We start from the raw sequence: 14,007 nt of genomic DNA, 5'->3' as shown, positions 1-14,007 counted from the left end.
GTACAAGTTTAGCGTGGTGTCTTTAACCCGAAGAATTCCCGGGCCGTCACCTCATCGTTCGCAATTTGTTGCTTTAAAGCATCAAGCGAGGAGAAACGCTGTTCGTTGCGCAATTTTGCGCGAAGCACCACGTCAATGTGGCGCCCGTATAAATCTAATGTGGTGTCGAGCAGGTGAACTTCCAACTGCTTGCGTACGCCACCGACCGTCGGACGAATACCAATATTGGCGACGCCCGGCAAAGGTTCCGGGCCCAGGCCAAGAACTTCGACGGCATACACGCCGCGAACCGGTGAAACAACACGTTTTAACGGCACGTTAGCCGTCGGGAAGCCAATCGTGCGCCCCAGTTTGTCACCGTGGACGACGCGACCTGAAATACTGAACGGATGGCCCAGTAAATTTTCGGCCAGTGCTAAGTCATCGTCACGCAGCGCATCGCGGATTGCCGTGCTGCTGATACGGTTACCGCCTTCGCGGAACGTCTGGGTACTGATCACTTCAAAGCCATACTCTTTTCCGGCTTTCTGCAACAGTTCAAAATCGCCCAAACGACTGGCACCAAAGCGGAAGTCATCCCCAACGGTCAGGAATTTAACGCCCAGCTTTTCGACCAACAGCTGTGAGACAAACGCCTGCGCCATGTGCGCAGCGAACCGCGGCTCAAAGTGCACACATAAAAGATAATCCACGCCGCACTCAGCCAGATATTTGGCTTTGTCACGCAGGCTGGTTAAACGAGCAGGCGCTTTATCCCCTGCAAACAGTTCCAGCGGCTGTGGTTCAAATATCATGACCATCACCGGCAGCCCCAGACGTTGACCTTCCAGCTTTAGCTGTTCAATCAGGGCCTGGTGACCACGGTGTACACCATCAAAATTGCCAATAGTCAGCACACATCCATGATGGCGTGCTCGAATATTGTGTATTCCGCGAATTAGCTCCATAGCTGGCTCAAATCCAATGCTGACTCATAAAGATGGAAATCGGCGGATTATACCTTGTACAGCCCCCAAGGTTAACCAGCGATTAGCAGGATCACACCATTCTCTCTTGCATACCGCAGATATTGCGGTTCAAATGAGTGTGTGGCGACGAAAATCTTTCTTTTCGTGCAGGGAATGCGTGACTTTTCGCATAAACAAAGCGTTAATGGCCGCCGTGGGCAGTTTGTACACTCTCCTGTCGATTTTTCTCGCGAAAGACTGTATTCCGATGCCGGAAGCTGTTAAAATCCTGCGCCATCACAACGTAACAAGCGACGATTGAAGTTCACACTTTAAAACGACGCTTATTTGCACAAATCCGTTGACAACAGAAGACCGAAAAGGCATATTCCTCGGCCTTTGAATTGTTCATCAATAGAAAAATATTTGGGAGTTGGCCTTGGCTAATATCAAATCAGCTAAGAAACGCGCCGTACAGTCAGAAAAACGTCGTAAGCATAACGCGAGCCGCCGTTCAATGATGCGTACCTTTATCAAGAAGGTATACACGGCTATTGCAGCAGGCGATAAAGCTGCTGCACAAAATGCATTTAACGAAATGCAACCAATTGTGGATCGTCAGTCTTGTAAAGGCCTGATCCACAAGAACAAAGCAGCGCGTCATAAGTCAAACCTGACTGCGCAAATCAACGCAATGCAATAATTGCATTACGCTGATATGCTTGATAAAAAAACCGGCTAACGCCGGTTTTTTTATACCTGAATGTTGAGTCTTGCCTGAACTGTTACTCAAACAGTGTTGAAAAATCCGTGTGGCAAATCCTTTGCACCGACGGATGCTGGATCATACGTTCGGCAAAAATCACGTAGTACTCTTCCAGAATCCCCTCGACACGTCCCACCTCAACAATGTTCTCATCCTGAAACTCAGTCGAAGAGTAAATCGCTGGGGCAACAAATATCGCGTCATTGTTCATGCCGAAAGCTTTCATCAGGGCAGCATCGTCAAACTCCCCCAAAATATTCACTTTTAAACCCTGCGTGTTAAACCAGTTGAGCAGCTTGCGCCCCAGCATTGAGCGACGTCCCGGGATCAGCAGAGAACGTTGCTCCAGGCAGGCAGGAAAATCAAAACCCGCAGGTGGGTTGCAGCAATAGAAACTGATTGGACTTTCTCCCAGCTTGACTGAAAACAACCCTTCCTGTTGCGTCGAATCCACCGGACAGTCCGACAGGATCATATCCAGCTTATGCAGGCTCAGTTGTTCCAGCAGCATTTCGTGGGTGGATTCAAAGCAGCGCAGATGAATCTGCGCGTTAGCCGGTACGGCGGCTTCCAGCACGCGACTGACCAGCCGTTTCGACAGCGCGTCCGCTACGCCAACGTCAAACAGCAAACTCGACTCTTTGCGATAATTCACGATATCCAGCATTTCCTGGCTCAGCGTGAATATTTTATCAGCGTAGCGATAAACCAGTTGTCCCAGCTCAGACGGCACCAGACCGCGCCCCTGACGTTTAAAAAGCTTGCCGCCTAAACGTTCCTCAAGGGATTTTATCTGCCCGGTGATGGTCTGCGGCGTCAGATACAGGGCCTCTGCGGCTCCGACGACAGAACCTGATTTACAGACGTGCCAAAAATAATACAAATGGTTGTAGTTAATATGAGGCATGTTTTATCCGTTCCTGAAAAATAAAAGCACAGCACGCCCCGGGACGCGCTGCACCTTCATCATTATTTGAGGGCTTTCTTTGGCAAAGAGCGGCTTAACAGTAAGTAACCTAATACCGCCGAAGCCACAGACCCCATCAGGATGCCCATTTTCGCGTAGGTCAGCAGTGCCGGGTCACGTGTAGCGAAGGCCAGTGAGCCGATAAAAATCGACATGGTGAAACCGATACCGCACAACACAGACACAGCAGCAATCTGGCTAAACATAATTCCCGACGGCAAACGGGTTAGGCCCAACTTCAGGGCGACACCGCTGAAAAGGATGATACCCAACGGCTTACCGAGCAGTAATCCGGCAGCGATGCCCACAGGCAACAGGGAAAAAGCACCGGATACCGATACGCCCTGCAATGAGATCCCCGCATTGGCAAAAGCAAAGACAGGCAAAATAAACCAGGCGACGTAAGGATGAATGCCATGCTCAAGGCGACGTGCCGGTGATGGTTTATTCTCTTTGGTGTTCAGCGGGATCAGGAACCCGAGGATCACTCCTGCCAGGGTGGCGTGTACGCCAGACTTCAGTACGCATACCCAGAACACGGCGCCCACAACGAGATAAGGCGTCAGTCTGGTCACTCCCCGCCAGTTCATAAATGCCAACACCCCGATGCAAACCGCGGACAGCCCCAGCGCCAGCACAGAGACATCATGGCTGTAAAACAGTGCAATGATGACGATCGCACCGAGGTCATCAATGATTGCCAGCGCGAGTAAAAATACTTTCAGCCCTGTCGGTACACGTGAACCCAGCAGCGCCATCACCCCAAGCGCAAAAGCAATATCGGTGGCCGCAGGAATGGCCCATCCCTGACGAGCGATCTCATCACTACCGTTAAACAGTAAGTAGATCAGCGCAGGCACAATCATTCCGCCCAGGGCGGCAATCGCCGGGAATAACGCCTGCTCACGATTTGCCAGCGCGCCTTCGCACAGCTCGCGCTTCACTTCCAGCCCGATCATCAGGAAAAACACCGCCATCAGGCCATCATTGATCCAGAGCAAAAGAGGTTTATCGATCAGCAGTTCTGAAAAACGTAGCGTAACGGGAATATCCAGAAATGCCTGATAAGCCCCCTGCCACGGGCTGTTCGCCATGATCAATGCCACGATAGCCGCGACGATCAGCACCACGCCTCCGGCGGCTTCCATCCGTAAAAACTGACGAATAATATTCGACATTCTGACTCTCCTGTAGAAAAACCGTGGCGCAAAAGGGATTGCCACAATGGAATGACCGAATTGTACGCAAAGACTCACTTCGTAAAAATTCGATTATTTCTGCAGTATAACTCGGTTTTTACGAATCATCGGATTTCAGGCTTTTGCCTGTTTTGAACCATAAAAAAATCCCCGGAGCGTCAACCGCTGCCGGGGATTTTGTCTGGCTTTCCGTCGCTGTAATCAGCGCGGGATTAGCGGGTCAGATCATCGAAGAACTTTTTCACGCCGTCCAGGAAGCTTTTAGAGCGCGGGCTGTTTTTCTCGCCCGAGACGCCACCAAAGCTTTCTTCCAGATCACGCAGCAACTGCTTCTGTTTGTCGCTCAGGCTGACCGGCGTTTCAACAACAACGCGGCACATTAAATCGCCCTGAGCACCGCCGCGCACGGATTTCACACCGCGTCCGCGCATACGGAACATCTTGCCCGTTTGCGTTTCAGCAGGAATTTTCAGGCTCACGCGGCCATCGAGCGTTGGGACTTCGATTTCGCCACCCAGTGCAGCCATAGCGAAGTTGATAGGCACTTCGCAGTACAGGTTGTTGCCTTCACGCTCAAAGATTTTGTGCGCTTTAACCTGAACCTGAACGTACAGATCGCCTGACGGTGCACCATGCTCGCCCGCTTCGCCTTCGCCTTCAAGACGGATACGGTCGCCGGTGTCTACACCCGCAGGGATCTTCACGGACAAGGTTTTCGAACGCTCTACGCGGCCATGACCGTGACATTTGCTGCAAGGATCTTTGATGACCTTACCGCGCCCCTGACAGGTCGGACACGCCTGCTGCACGGTGAAGAAGCCCTGACGCATCTGAACCTGACCCGCACCATGGCAGGTTGGACAGGTGGCCGGAGAGCTGCCCGCTTTCGCGCCGCTGCCGTGGCAGACGTCACATTCATCCAGCGTAGGAATGCGGATTTCTTTGGTGACACCACGAACGGCCTCTTCCAGAGTCAGATCCATGTTGTAACGCAGGTCTGATCCCCGGCTTGCACGCTGACGGCGACCGCCGCCAAAGATGTCGCCAAAGACGTCACCAAAGATGTCGCTGAAATCTGCACCGCCGCCACCGCCGTAGCCACCACCGCCGCCCATGCCACCTTGTTCAAAGGCTGCATGACCGTACTGGTCATAGGCCGCACGCTTTTGCGCATCGGTCAGAATTTCATACGCTTCTTTAATTTCTTTAAATTTAGTTTCAGAGGCTTTATCGCCCTGATTGCGGTCAGGGTGATGCTTCATCGCCAGGCGCTTGTAGGCCTTTTTGATTTCACGCTCATCCGCTGTTTTGGATACGCCTAAAATCTCATAAAAATCTTGCTTCGCCATGCTTTAACCTACCCTCAACATGCGTGCACGGGCGCAGAGTTTCCTCGACGCCCGTGCTGGTTTTCAGTAATGAACTCTTACTGTGCCCGCTTAAGGGCGATTATTTCTTGTCTTTGACTTCTTCGAATTCAGCGTCAACAACGTCATCATCTTTCTGAGCGCTGTTATCGCCGCCTTCAGCCTGACCCTGCTGCTGAGCCATTTCCATCAGCTTACCGGAAACCTGTACCAGCGCCTGGATTTTCGCTTCGATGTCAGCCTTGTCTTCACCTTTAGCAGAAACTTCCAGTGCTTGCAGGGCTTCTTCAACCGCGGTTTTGTCTTCCGCTGGCAGTTTGTCGCCGGCTTCTTCCAGTTGCTTACGGGTACCGTGGATCAGGTGATCCGCCTGATTGCGGGTCTGGACCAGTTCTTCGAACTTACGGTCAGACTCAGCATTCGCTTCGGCATCATTGACCATTTTCTGGATTTCTTCTTCCGTCAGACCAGAAGATGCCTTAATGGTGATCTTCTGCTCACGGCCGGTAGTCTTGTCTTTCGCAGACACGTGCAGGATACCGTCGGCGTCAAGGTCGAAGGTCACTTCGATCTGTGCCTGACCGCGCGGCGCTGCCTGAATACCGTCCAGGTTGAATTGACCCAGAGATTTGTTATCGCTTGAACGTTTACGCTCACCCTGCAACACATGGATGGTCACTGCAGACTGGTTGTCTTCCGCAGTAGAGAACACCTGGCTGTGTTTTGTCGGGATGGTGGTGTTTTTGGTGATAAGCGGCGTCATCACGCTGCCCATGGTTTCGATACCCAGTGACAACGGAGTAACGTCCAGCAGCAGAACGTCTTTCACATCACCTGCCAACACACCGCCCTGAACCGCTGCACCGATAGCAACAGCTTCGTCCGGGTTCACGTCTTTACGTGGTTCTTTACCAAAGAATTCAGCCACTTTCTTCTGAACCATTGGCATACGCGTCTGACCACCGACCAGGATCACGTCCTGAATGTCAGACACTGACAGACCTGCGTCTTTCAGCGCGACTTTCAGCGGATCGATACAACGGTTAACCAGGTCTTCAACCAAAGATTCCAGTTTTGCACGGGTCACTTTGATGTTCATGTGCTTAGGACCGGTCGCATCTGCTGTGATGTACGGCAGATTCACGTCAGTTTGCTGAGCAGAAGACAATTCAATCTTCGCTTTCTCAGCCGCTTCTTTCAGACGTTGCATCGCCAGCGGATCATTACGCAGATCCATACCTTGTTCTTTCTTGAACTCTTCAACCAGGTAGTTGATCAGACGGCTGTCGAAGTCTTCACCACCGAGGTGAGTGTCACCGTTGGTTGCCAGAACTTCGAAGGTTTTTTCGCCATCTACTTCATCAATTTCGATGATGGAAATATCGAAAGTACCACCACCCAGGTCGTATACCGCGATAGTGCGGTTACCAACTTCGCGATCCAGGCCATAAGCCAGTGCCGCTGCGGTAGGTTCGTTGATAATACGTTTTACTTCCAGACCTGCGATACGGCCAGCATCTTTGGTTGCCTGACGCTGTGCATCGTTGAAGTATGCAGGTACGGTGATAACAGCTTCAGTAACGGGTTCACCCAGATAATCTTCAGCGGTTTTCTTCATTTTCTTCAGCACTTCAGCAGAGATCTGCGGAGGTGCAATTTTCTGGCCTTTGATGTCGATCCAGGCGTCACCGTTGTCGGAGCCTACGATCTGGTAAGGCATGATGCCTTTGTCACGCTGAACTTCTTCATCCTGGAAGCGACGGCCAATCAGGCGCTTAATCGCAAACAGGGTGTTCTGTGGGTTAGTCACAGCCTGACGTTTAGCCGGAGAACCTACCAGAGTCTCGCCATCTGCCGCATAAGCGATGATGGAAGGAGTGGTGCGGTCGCCTTCAGCATTCTCCAGCACACGTGCAGTAGTGCCATCCATAATAGCTACACAAGAGTTGGTAGTACCCAGGTCGATCCCAATAATTTTACCCATTTAAACGTCTCCACTTAAAATTCATATTCGATCATGTTGTTACTGTATATGCGGGCAATATTTTCGATTTCAATAGTTCGATTTCAACTGCCCGATATCGCGGCTTTCCCGACGGTAACAACTGCGGTTGGGAATAAGATGGGGCCATGCAGCGCAGCATCAAGGGGACAAGTGAAAAAAAATCTTCGATTGCTGTTACGCCAGATCAATGTTTGCCCGCCGCCACCTCTTTATGATGCCGCGCGCTTCTGAAGATATGTGGGGTTTTTACCCATTTCGCAAGCGGATATCCCCCAGTTATCTATTCGTAATATTTCTTATTCAGAGGATCTATGCAGAGCAAAACGTTGGCAAATCCAGGCCCGCTCGGGTTAATGGGCTTCGGTATGACCACTATCTTGTTGAATTTACACAATGCAGGCTTCTTCCCGCTGACGGCGGTGATCGTGAGCATGGGTATTTTCTATGGCGGTCTGATTCAGATTCTGGCCGGCATGATGGAATTCAAAAAGGGAAACACCTTTGGCACCACGGCGTTCACCTCTTACGGCGCATTCTGGCTGAGCCTGGTGGGCATTCTGATGCTGCCACGTATGGGCATGGCTGATGCCAGCAGTGAAAGTTTCCTCGGCGCATATCTTGGCCTGTGGGGCGTTTTCACCTTATTCATGTTTTTCGGCACCCTGAAAGCCAACCGTGGTTTGCAGGTTGTTTTCGCAAGCCTGACGATTTTGTTCGCATTGTTGTGTTTCGGCAACATGACGGGCAACACCGCCGTACTGCACTTTGCCGGTTTCGAAGGCATTTTCTGCGGCGCCAGCGCAATCTATCTGGCCATGGCTGAAGTACTCAACGAACAATACGGTCGTACCATTTTGCCGATTGGCGAACCTCAAGGTCACGCACTGAATGCGGTAACCGCCGGGGCATAATTCCCCTCTGCACGATCTAAAAAGGCCTCGCTTGTGCGGGGCCTTTGGCTTTTATAGTACCGGTGTAGTACCGGTATAGTACCGATGTTTTTACTGTGAAAGACCCGGTTGCCTTTAACGCCCGGATGTCACCCGCTGATCATAACTGGCCGGCGTCTTGTCCTCACTGTTGAGATCACGGGTTAAATAGATGCCTGTCAGCAAACCGATCGCCGATAACGCCAGAACGTAATACGCCGGTGCCATAGGCGTCACGCGCATAATCAACGTGACAAATATCGGTGTAAGCCCGCCAAAAATGGCGTAAGCCACATTGTACGAGAATGAAATACCGGTAAAACGGACTTCAGCCGGGAATGCGCGAACCAGCACATAAGGCACCGCGCCAACGATCCCGACGCTGAACCCTACCAGCGCGTACATGCCCATGAGCATCGACGGGTCTGCGGCCACAGAATGGTAGAAGGACCAGCTGCAGATGCCAAGGAACAGGCTGCCCACGATAAAGGTTTTGCTGGCACCAAAGCGGTCAACAATCCAGCCCGCCGCGATACACCCAAACGTCAAAGCGATGGTCGCCAGACTGTTCGCCTGTAACGCCTGCGCAGCCGGAATGCCGTATTGCTTTTGCAGCCAGGTTGGCGTCATCAGAATGATCACCACAATGCCCGCCGACAAAAGCCAGGTCATCAGCATCGATACCACGATCTCTTTTTTATGATTCACTACCACGGATTTCAGCGGCAGATCTTCTGCCAGTGTTTTCTGCGCCTTCATCTCAAGGAAGATCGGCGTCTCCTGCAACCAGCGACGCAGATACATAGCAAACAGGCCGAAAATACCGCCGAGGAAGAACGGAATTCGCCAGCCAAAGTCGCTGATCGCCGCAGGCGTCATTGCGCTGTTAAGCAGGGTTGCCACCAGAGAACCTAACAGGATCCCCGCCGTCAGCCCGGCGGTCAGCGTCCCGCAGGCAAAACCAATACGGTTACGCGGAACGTGTTCTGCCACAAAGACCCAAGCACCCGGTACTTCCCCGCCAATCGCCGCGCCCTGCAGAACGCGCATCAACAACAGCAATAACGGTGCAGCGATGCCGATTGAGGCATAGGTTGGCAGCATCCCCATGGCCAGCGTTGGCAGCGCCATCAGTAAAATACTCAGGCTGAACATGCGCTTGCGGCCAACTAAATCGCCGAAGTGCGCCATGATAATGCCGCCCAGCGGACGTGCCAGATAACCGGCGGCGAAAATGCCAAAGGTCTGAACCTGACGCAGCCAGTCGGGCATATCTGCAGGGAAGAAAAGATCGCCGATTACCGCAGCGAAAAAAACGAAAATGATGAAGTCGTAGAATTCGAGGGCGCCGCCCAGCGCAGCCAGGGACAGCGTTTTGAAATCCTGCCGGTTCAGCCGGCGCGATTGTGCGTGTTGCATAAGAGTCCGTGTGACACCAGAGTGAGAATAGAAAAAAGGTTTTGCCGCCTCATGTAAAGTAATCATTACTATAGCGGCAAATAATTTTCACACCAGTGAGCCTGAATCTTACGTCAGCATATTTTCATAAAGTGATGGTATTCAGTTTTTTGTATCGCGACGGGCACTTTTCGGGCGAAAAGCTGCTACAACCGCCTCGTGTGTTTCCACATAAGGGCCATCAAGCAACTGGATGCAGTAAGGCACGCTGGCAAAAATGCCGGACACAATCACCTTCCCTTCTGCATCTTTCAGCCCTTCCAGCGTTTCCTGAATCGATTTTGGCTGGCCGGGTAAATTGAGGATCAGCGCCTGTTTGCGGATCACGCCCACCTGGCGCGATAAAATCGCCGTCGGCACAAAGTGCAGACTGATCTGACGCATCTGCTCACCAAAGCCCGGCATCTCACGGTCTGCCACGGCCAGCGTAGCGTCTGGCGTAACGTCGCGACGCGCCGGGCCGGTTCCGCCGGTGGTCAGCACCAGATGACAACCGCATTCATCCACCAGCTCACTGATCGCCTGTTCAATCAACGGCTGCTCATCGGGGATTAATCTTTTTTCCAGCGTATAGGTCGTGATCAGCGCTTTTTCCAGCCACGCTTCCAGTGCCGGAATACCTTTATCCTGATAAATACCGCCCGACGCACGATCTGATACCGACACCAGACCAATTCGTAATTTATCCATGCTATTTCTCCACAGCATTTTTCTTCATTGTCACAGGCTTCAGTATATCGGTAACCGGCCGAGGGTTTTATCGCAGGCATAAAAAAAGCGGCTGATGAGCCGCTTTTTGCTGAAACTGAGTGCTGATTACAGCAGGTCAGAAATCATTTTTTCCAGTTTACCCTGGTCGATTGCAAACTTACGGATGCCGTCAGCCAGTTTGTCGATCGCCATTGGATCCTGGTTGTGGTCCCAGTAGAACTGAGCTTCAGTCAGTGGCGCAGGACGTGGTTTGGTTTCACCGGAGAAGGACAGTTTGCGCTCCAGCGGGCCTTCGCTCTCTGCCAGCTCTTTCAGCAGTGCAGGTGCGATGGTCAGACGGTCACAGCCAGCCAGTTCGATGATTTCGCCGATGTTACGGAAGCTTGCGCCCATCACGACAGTCTCGTAGCCGTGCTGTTTGTAGTATTCGTAGATTTCGGTCACAGACACAACGCCCGGATCTTCATTCGGTGCGAACTCTTTTTTGTCGCCATTGGCTTTGTACCAGTCGAGGATACGGCCAACGAATGGAGAAATCAGGAAGACGCCCGCTTCTGCACAAGCACGAGCCTGAGCGAAGGAGAACAGCAGCGTCAGGTTACAGTTGATGCCTTCTTTTTCCAGTTTCTCTGCAGCGCGGATGCCCTGCCAGGTAGACGCCAGTTTGATCAGGATACGGTCGTTAGTGATACCCGCGTCGTTGTACAGTTTGATCAGACGTTTAGCTTTAGCCACGCTCGCGTCGGTGTCGTAAGACAGACGAGCATCAACTTCAGTTGAAATGCGGCCAGGGACCAGTTTCAGAATTTCCAGACCGATGTTTACTGCCAGTTTGTCAGCGGCATCAGTAATCTGCTGATCGTGATCGCTGCTCTGGTCACGTGCCCAGGCGATTGCTTCGTCGATCAGTTTACGGTATTCAGGAATTTGCGCAGCGCTGAGGATCAGTGACGGGTTGGTGGTCGCATCCTGCGGCTGGTACAACTTCATTGCCGCGATATCTCCGGTGTCAGCAACAACCTGAGTCATTTGGCGTAGGGAAGTCAGTTTATCGGTCATTTTGGCATATCTCATCGTTTGGACGTTTTCGTATAGGCATTTTCATGCCTTGCCTTTGGCTGATGATAACATGCAAAAAGCCAGGCGCAAGGCGCTTATCGCGGCATGCTCGGCTACGAACATCATGGATTTTCCCACCTTCCAAAACACACAAAATCAGCCAAAATGAATATATTCCCCGTCACGTAAAAAAGGTATGTTAGCCCTCCCGCAGCGAGGCGTACGCACGGAGTGGATAAAAATGATGAAAGGTAAATCAAACAAGGATAAGTCATGAATGAGTTACTGGAATTTTTCGATACAGTTCTCTGGAGTTCGATCCTGATTTATCTGTTGTTAGGCACCGGTATTTATCTCAGCTTCCGCCTCGGCTTTATTCAGTTCCGCCGCTTTAGCCATCTCTTTTCCCGCGCACCGTTCAAACGTCATCCCGATGCCCGCGGCTTGTCCGTATGGAGCGTATTTTGCCTGAGCATGTCCTCAAGAATGGGGACGGGGAATCTGACCGGTGTGGCGATTGCGCTAACCCTGGGCGGGCCCGGGGCCATATTCTGGATGTGGGTGATTGCGGTATTCAGTATGGCCACCGGGATGATAGAAAATACGCTGGCGCAAATTTATAAAAGCCCCGGCAACAAAGGTCGTTTCCGTGGCGGCCCCGCGGATTACATGGAGAAAGGTCTGGGTATGCGCTGGATGGGCATCCTGTTTTCCATTTTGATCGTCATTTCCTGCGGATTCATTTTTATCGCCTTGCAGGCCAATGCTATCGCACAGGCCTCCTCCCGGTTTTTAGACACGCCCGCGCTGACCACCTCCTTCATACTGGCCGCTCTGACGGCGATACTGATTTTTGGCGGCATAAGCGCGATAACGCGGCTGGCGAACAAACTCATGCCCTTCATCGCCCTCGGCTATTTGCTGCTGGCTGTCTGGGTCATTGGACATCATGTGGAAAAACTGCCGCAGGTTCTGGCGCTGGTGTTCAAAAGCGCCTTTGGTTTGCAGGAAGCGGCTTCCGGCGCGCTGGCGTATGGTATGACGCAGGCCATCACGCAGGGCATGCAGCGCGGTGTGTTCGCCAGCGAAGCGGGTGTCGGATCCTCGCCTAACGCCGCCGCAATGGCTTCGGTAAGTCATCCGGCGGCGCTGGGTTTTAATCAGATGCTGGCCGTATTTATCGATACGGTAGTGATTTGTACCGCGACGGCGTTGATCATTCTGACCTCCGGCGCGCTCGCAAATCCCGGCGCACCGTCCGGAATTGCCCTGCTCCATCAGGCCATTTCTCCTGCGATACCGGGCTGGAGCAATGTCGTGCTGGCGGCACTGGTGTTTACGTTTGCTTTCACCTCCATCTGCGGAAATTACGCCTATGCGGAAAATAATCTCGGCTTTGTGCGCAGCGAAAGGGGCGGGAAATTACTGGCTTTTCGTTTACTGGTGATTGCGATGGTATTCGGCGGCTGCCTGATGGAATTACAGGTCTTGTGGAAACTGGCGGATATCTTCATGGCTCTGATGGCCCTTCTCAATCTGACCGCCCTGCTGTTGCTGTCAGGCATTGCCGTCAAGGTCGTGAAAGACTATGAACGTCAGCAGCGCATGGGGAAAATCCCCGTGTTTAATCCGAACCATTTTCCTGAACTGCGCGGCCAGCTGGAGCCCGGTATCTGGGATAAAAATCCGCATCAAAACTGATTTTCCCTATCGCTGTTATTTTCACCAGCGCGCTATTTCACTGACTTTTTTGCTACAGTAGTGCAACGAAAAATTCCTGAATCTGAACCGTCACTGACCAAACGGACGCACTATGCTGACCATTATTTCTCCTGCTAAAACGCTCGATTACGAAAGCCCGCTTGCGACAACGCGCTACACCCAGCCTGAACTGCTGGATAAATCCAGTGAGCTGATCACCGTGGCGCGTAAAATGTCCCCTGCGCAGATATCTTCCCTGATGGGGATCAGCGACAAACTGGCCCATCTGAACGCGGAAAGGTTCAACGACTGGCAGCCAGATTTCACGCCGAAGAATGCGCGTCAGGCGTTGCTTGCCTTCAAAGGGGACGTGTATACCGGCTTACAGGCAGAAGATTTCAGCGAGAAAGACTTCGATTTTGCCCAGAAACATCTGCGCATGTTGTCCGGTTTGTATGGCCTGCTGCGTCCACTGGATCTGATGATGCCCTACCGTCTGGAAATGGGTATCCGCCTGGAAAATCCGCAGGGCACGAATCTTTACGCTTTCTGGGGCGATTTACTGACTGAGAAACTGAACCTGTTGCTCAGCGAACAGAAAAGCAAAGTGCTGGTGAACCTGGCCTCCGACGAATATTTCAAAGCGGTGAAACCTAAACTTCTGGATGGCGAGATCATCAAGCCCGTCTTCCTCGATGAAAAAAATGGCAAATACAAAGTCATCAGCTTCTACGCCAAAAAAGCCCGCGGTCTGATGAGCCGGTTTATCATCAAAGAGCGTCTGGATAAGCCGAAACAGCTTCAGGATTTCAATCTGGAAGGTTACACATTTGATGAATCACGTTCACAGGGCAATGAGCTGGTATTCACCCGCCCTGAACGCTGATTTCCCTGAATG

Annotated in this window: 13 protein-coding genes; 5 read left to right on the top strand and 8 right to left on the bottom strand. The window is 52.0% G+C overall.

Annotation, left to right across the window (positions count from 1 at the left end; translation table 11 throughout):
* Window positions 1-8: 8 nt before the first annotated feature.
* Window positions 9-947 carry a bifunctional riboflavin kinase/FAD synthetase gene (gene ribF, locus ABSH60_RS12785; RefSeq protein ID WP_056776787.1) on the bottom strand — a complete coding sequence of 313 codons (939 nt, stop codon included), beginning with the start codon at window positions 945-947 and terminating at the stop codon, window positions 9-11.
* Window positions 948-1,125: 178 nt separating this feature from the next.
* On the opposite strand from ribF, the gene ABSH60_RS12780 reads away from it, so the two are divergent.
* Together ABSH60_RS12780 and rpsT are read left to right on the top strand one after the other, a co-directional pair.
* Window positions 1,126-1,269, top strand: a complete 144-nt coding sequence (locus ABSH60_RS12780) for a hypothetical protein (protein WP_183848539.1) — start codon at window positions 1,126-1,128, stop codon at window positions 1,267-1,269.
* 117 nt (window positions 1,270-1,386) lie between these two features.
* The gene (gene rpsT / locus ABSH60_RS12775) at window positions 1,387-1,650 is read left to right on the top strand and encodes a 30S ribosomal protein S20 (protein WP_056776784.1); all 264 of its coding nucleotides are present in this window, start codon (window positions 1,387-1,389) and stop codon (window positions 1,648-1,650) included.
* Between the two features lie 82 nt (window positions 1,651-1,732).
* Here the strand turns inward: rpsT and nhaR are convergent, their stop codons facing one another.
* The 4 genes from nhaR to dnaK form a co-directional block, all read right to left on the bottom strand.
* Window positions 1,733-2,620 (bottom strand): transcriptional activator NhaR, encoded by an 888-nt coding sequence (gene nhaR, locus ABSH60_RS12770; RefSeq protein WP_390974232.1) that lies wholly within the window; start codon window positions 2,618-2,620, stop codon window positions 1,733-1,735.
* 62 nt (window positions 2,621-2,682) lie between these two features.
* Window positions 2,683-3,858: a Na+/H+ antiporter NhaA gene (gene nhaA / locus ABSH60_RS12765; RefSeq protein ID WP_390974230.1), complete on the bottom strand. Its 1,176-nt coding sequence runs from the start codon at window positions 3,856-3,858 to the stop codon at window positions 2,683-2,685.
* A 233-nt stretch (window positions 3,859-4,091) separates the two neighbouring features.
* Window positions 4,092-5,228 carry a molecular chaperone DnaJ gene (dnaJ, locus tag ABSH60_RS12760; protein WP_056776775.1) on the bottom strand — a complete coding sequence of 379 codons (1,137 nt, stop codon included), beginning with the start codon at window positions 5,226-5,228 and terminating at the stop codon, window positions 4,092-4,094.
* 100 nt (window positions 5,229-5,328) lie between these two features.
* Window positions 5,329-7,230: a molecular chaperone DnaK gene (dnaK, locus tag ABSH60_RS12755; protein ID WP_056776772.1), complete on the bottom strand. Its 1,902-nt coding sequence runs from the start codon at window positions 7,228-7,230 to the stop codon at window positions 5,329-5,331.
* A 332-nt stretch (window positions 7,231-7,562) separates the two neighbouring features.
* Here dnaK and satP point away from each other — a divergent pair, with 332 nt between their 5' ends.
* Window positions 7,563-8,162: an acetate uptake transporter gene (gene satP, locus ABSH60_RS12750; protein WP_183848534.1), complete on the top strand. Its 600-nt coding sequence runs from the start codon at window positions 7,563-7,565 to the stop codon at window positions 8,160-8,162.
* Window positions 8,163-8,276: 114 nt separating this feature from the next.
* Here the strand turns inward: satP and ABSH60_RS12745 are convergent, their stop codons facing one another.
* The 3 genes from ABSH60_RS12745 to tal all read right to left on the bottom strand — a co-directional run bounded on the left by ABSH60_RS12745 (window position 8,277) and on the right by tal (window position 11,408).
* Window positions 8,277-9,599, bottom strand: coding sequence for an MFS transporter (locus ABSH60_RS12745; protein WP_122094226.1), 1,323 nt, complete (start codon window positions 9,597-9,599; stop codon window positions 8,277-8,279).
* Window positions 9,600-9,740: 141 nt separating this feature from the next.
* A complete protein-coding gene (gene mog / locus ABSH60_RS12740) occupies window positions 9,741-10,328 on the bottom strand; it encodes a molybdopterin adenylyltransferase (RefSeq protein WP_056776763.1) in 588 nt (195 codons plus the stop codon).
* 126 nt (window positions 10,329-10,454) lie between these two features.
* Window positions 10,455-11,408 carry a transaldolase gene (gene tal, locus ABSH60_RS12735; protein WP_056777212.1) on the bottom strand — a complete coding sequence of 318 codons (954 nt, stop codon included), beginning with the start codon at window positions 11,406-11,408 and terminating at the stop codon, window positions 10,455-10,457.
* A 273-nt stretch (window positions 11,409-11,681) separates the two neighbouring features.
* Here tal and ABSH60_RS12730 point away from each other — a divergent pair, with 273 nt between their 5' ends.
* Together ABSH60_RS12730 and yaaA are read left to right on the top strand one after the other, a co-directional pair.
* Complete coding sequence (locus ABSH60_RS12730; RefSeq protein ID WP_390974227.1) at window positions 11,682-13,109, top strand: amino acid carrier protein; 1,428 nt, start codon at window positions 11,682-11,684, stop codon at window positions 13,107-13,109.
* A gap of 112 nt (window positions 13,110-13,221) precedes the next feature.
* Window positions 13,222-13,995, top strand: coding sequence for a peroxide stress protein YaaA (gene yaaA / locus ABSH60_RS12725; RefSeq protein WP_136375901.1), 774 nt, complete (start codon window positions 13,222-13,224; stop codon window positions 13,993-13,995).
* The last annotated feature ends 12 nt before the right edge of the window (window positions 13,996-14,007 follow it).

The organism is Rahnella sp. R3(2024), assembly GCF_042920125.1.
Lineage (GTDB): Bacteria > Pseudomonadota > Gammaproteobacteria > Enterobacterales > Enterobacteriaceae > Rahnella > Rahnella rivi.
This window is presented reverse-complemented; position numbering and strand designations above follow the sequence as displayed.

Bases quoted from the DNA above. Each gene is read 5' to 3' on its own strand.
- dnaJ (WP_056776775.1), bottom strand. From the start codon at position 5,228: ATGGCGAAGCAAGATTTTTATGAGATTTTAGGCGTATCCAAAACAGCG.
- ribF (WP_056776787.1), bottom strand. From the start codon at position 947: ATGGAGCTAATTCGCGGAATACACAATATTCGAGCACGCCATCATGGA.
- yaaA (WP_136375901.1), top strand. From the start codon at position 13,222: ATGCTGACCATTATTTCTCCTGCTAAAACGCTCGATTACGAAAGCCCG.
- nhaA (WP_390974230.1), bottom strand. From the start codon at position 3,858: ATGTCGAATATTATTCGTCAGTTTTTACGGATGGAAGCCGCCGGAGGC.
- mog (WP_056776763.1), bottom strand. From the start codon at position 10,328: ATGGATAAATTACGAATTGGTCTGGTGTCGGTATCAGATCGTGCGTCG.
- ABSH60_RS12730 (WP_390974227.1), top strand. From the start codon at position 11,682: ATGAATGAGTTACTGGAATTTTTCGATACAGTTCTCTGGAGTTCGATC.
- dnaK (WP_056776772.1), bottom strand. From the start codon at position 7,230: ATGGGTAAAATTATTGGGATCGACCTGGGTACTACCAACTCTTGTGTA.
- satP (WP_183848534.1), top strand. From the start codon at position 7,563: ATGCAGAGCAAAACGTTGGCAAATCCAGGCCCGCTCGGGTTAATGGGC.
- ABSH60_RS12745 (WP_122094226.1), bottom strand. From the start codon at position 9,599: ATGCAACACGCACAATCGCGCCGGCTGAACCGGCAGGATTTCAAAACG.
- tal (WP_056777212.1), bottom strand. From the start codon at position 11,408: ATGACCGATAAACTGACTTCCCTACGCCAAATGACTCAGGTTGTTGCT.
- nhaR (WP_390974232.1), bottom strand. From the start codon at position 2,620: ATGCCTCATATTAACTACAACCATTTGTATTATTTTTGGCACGTCTGT.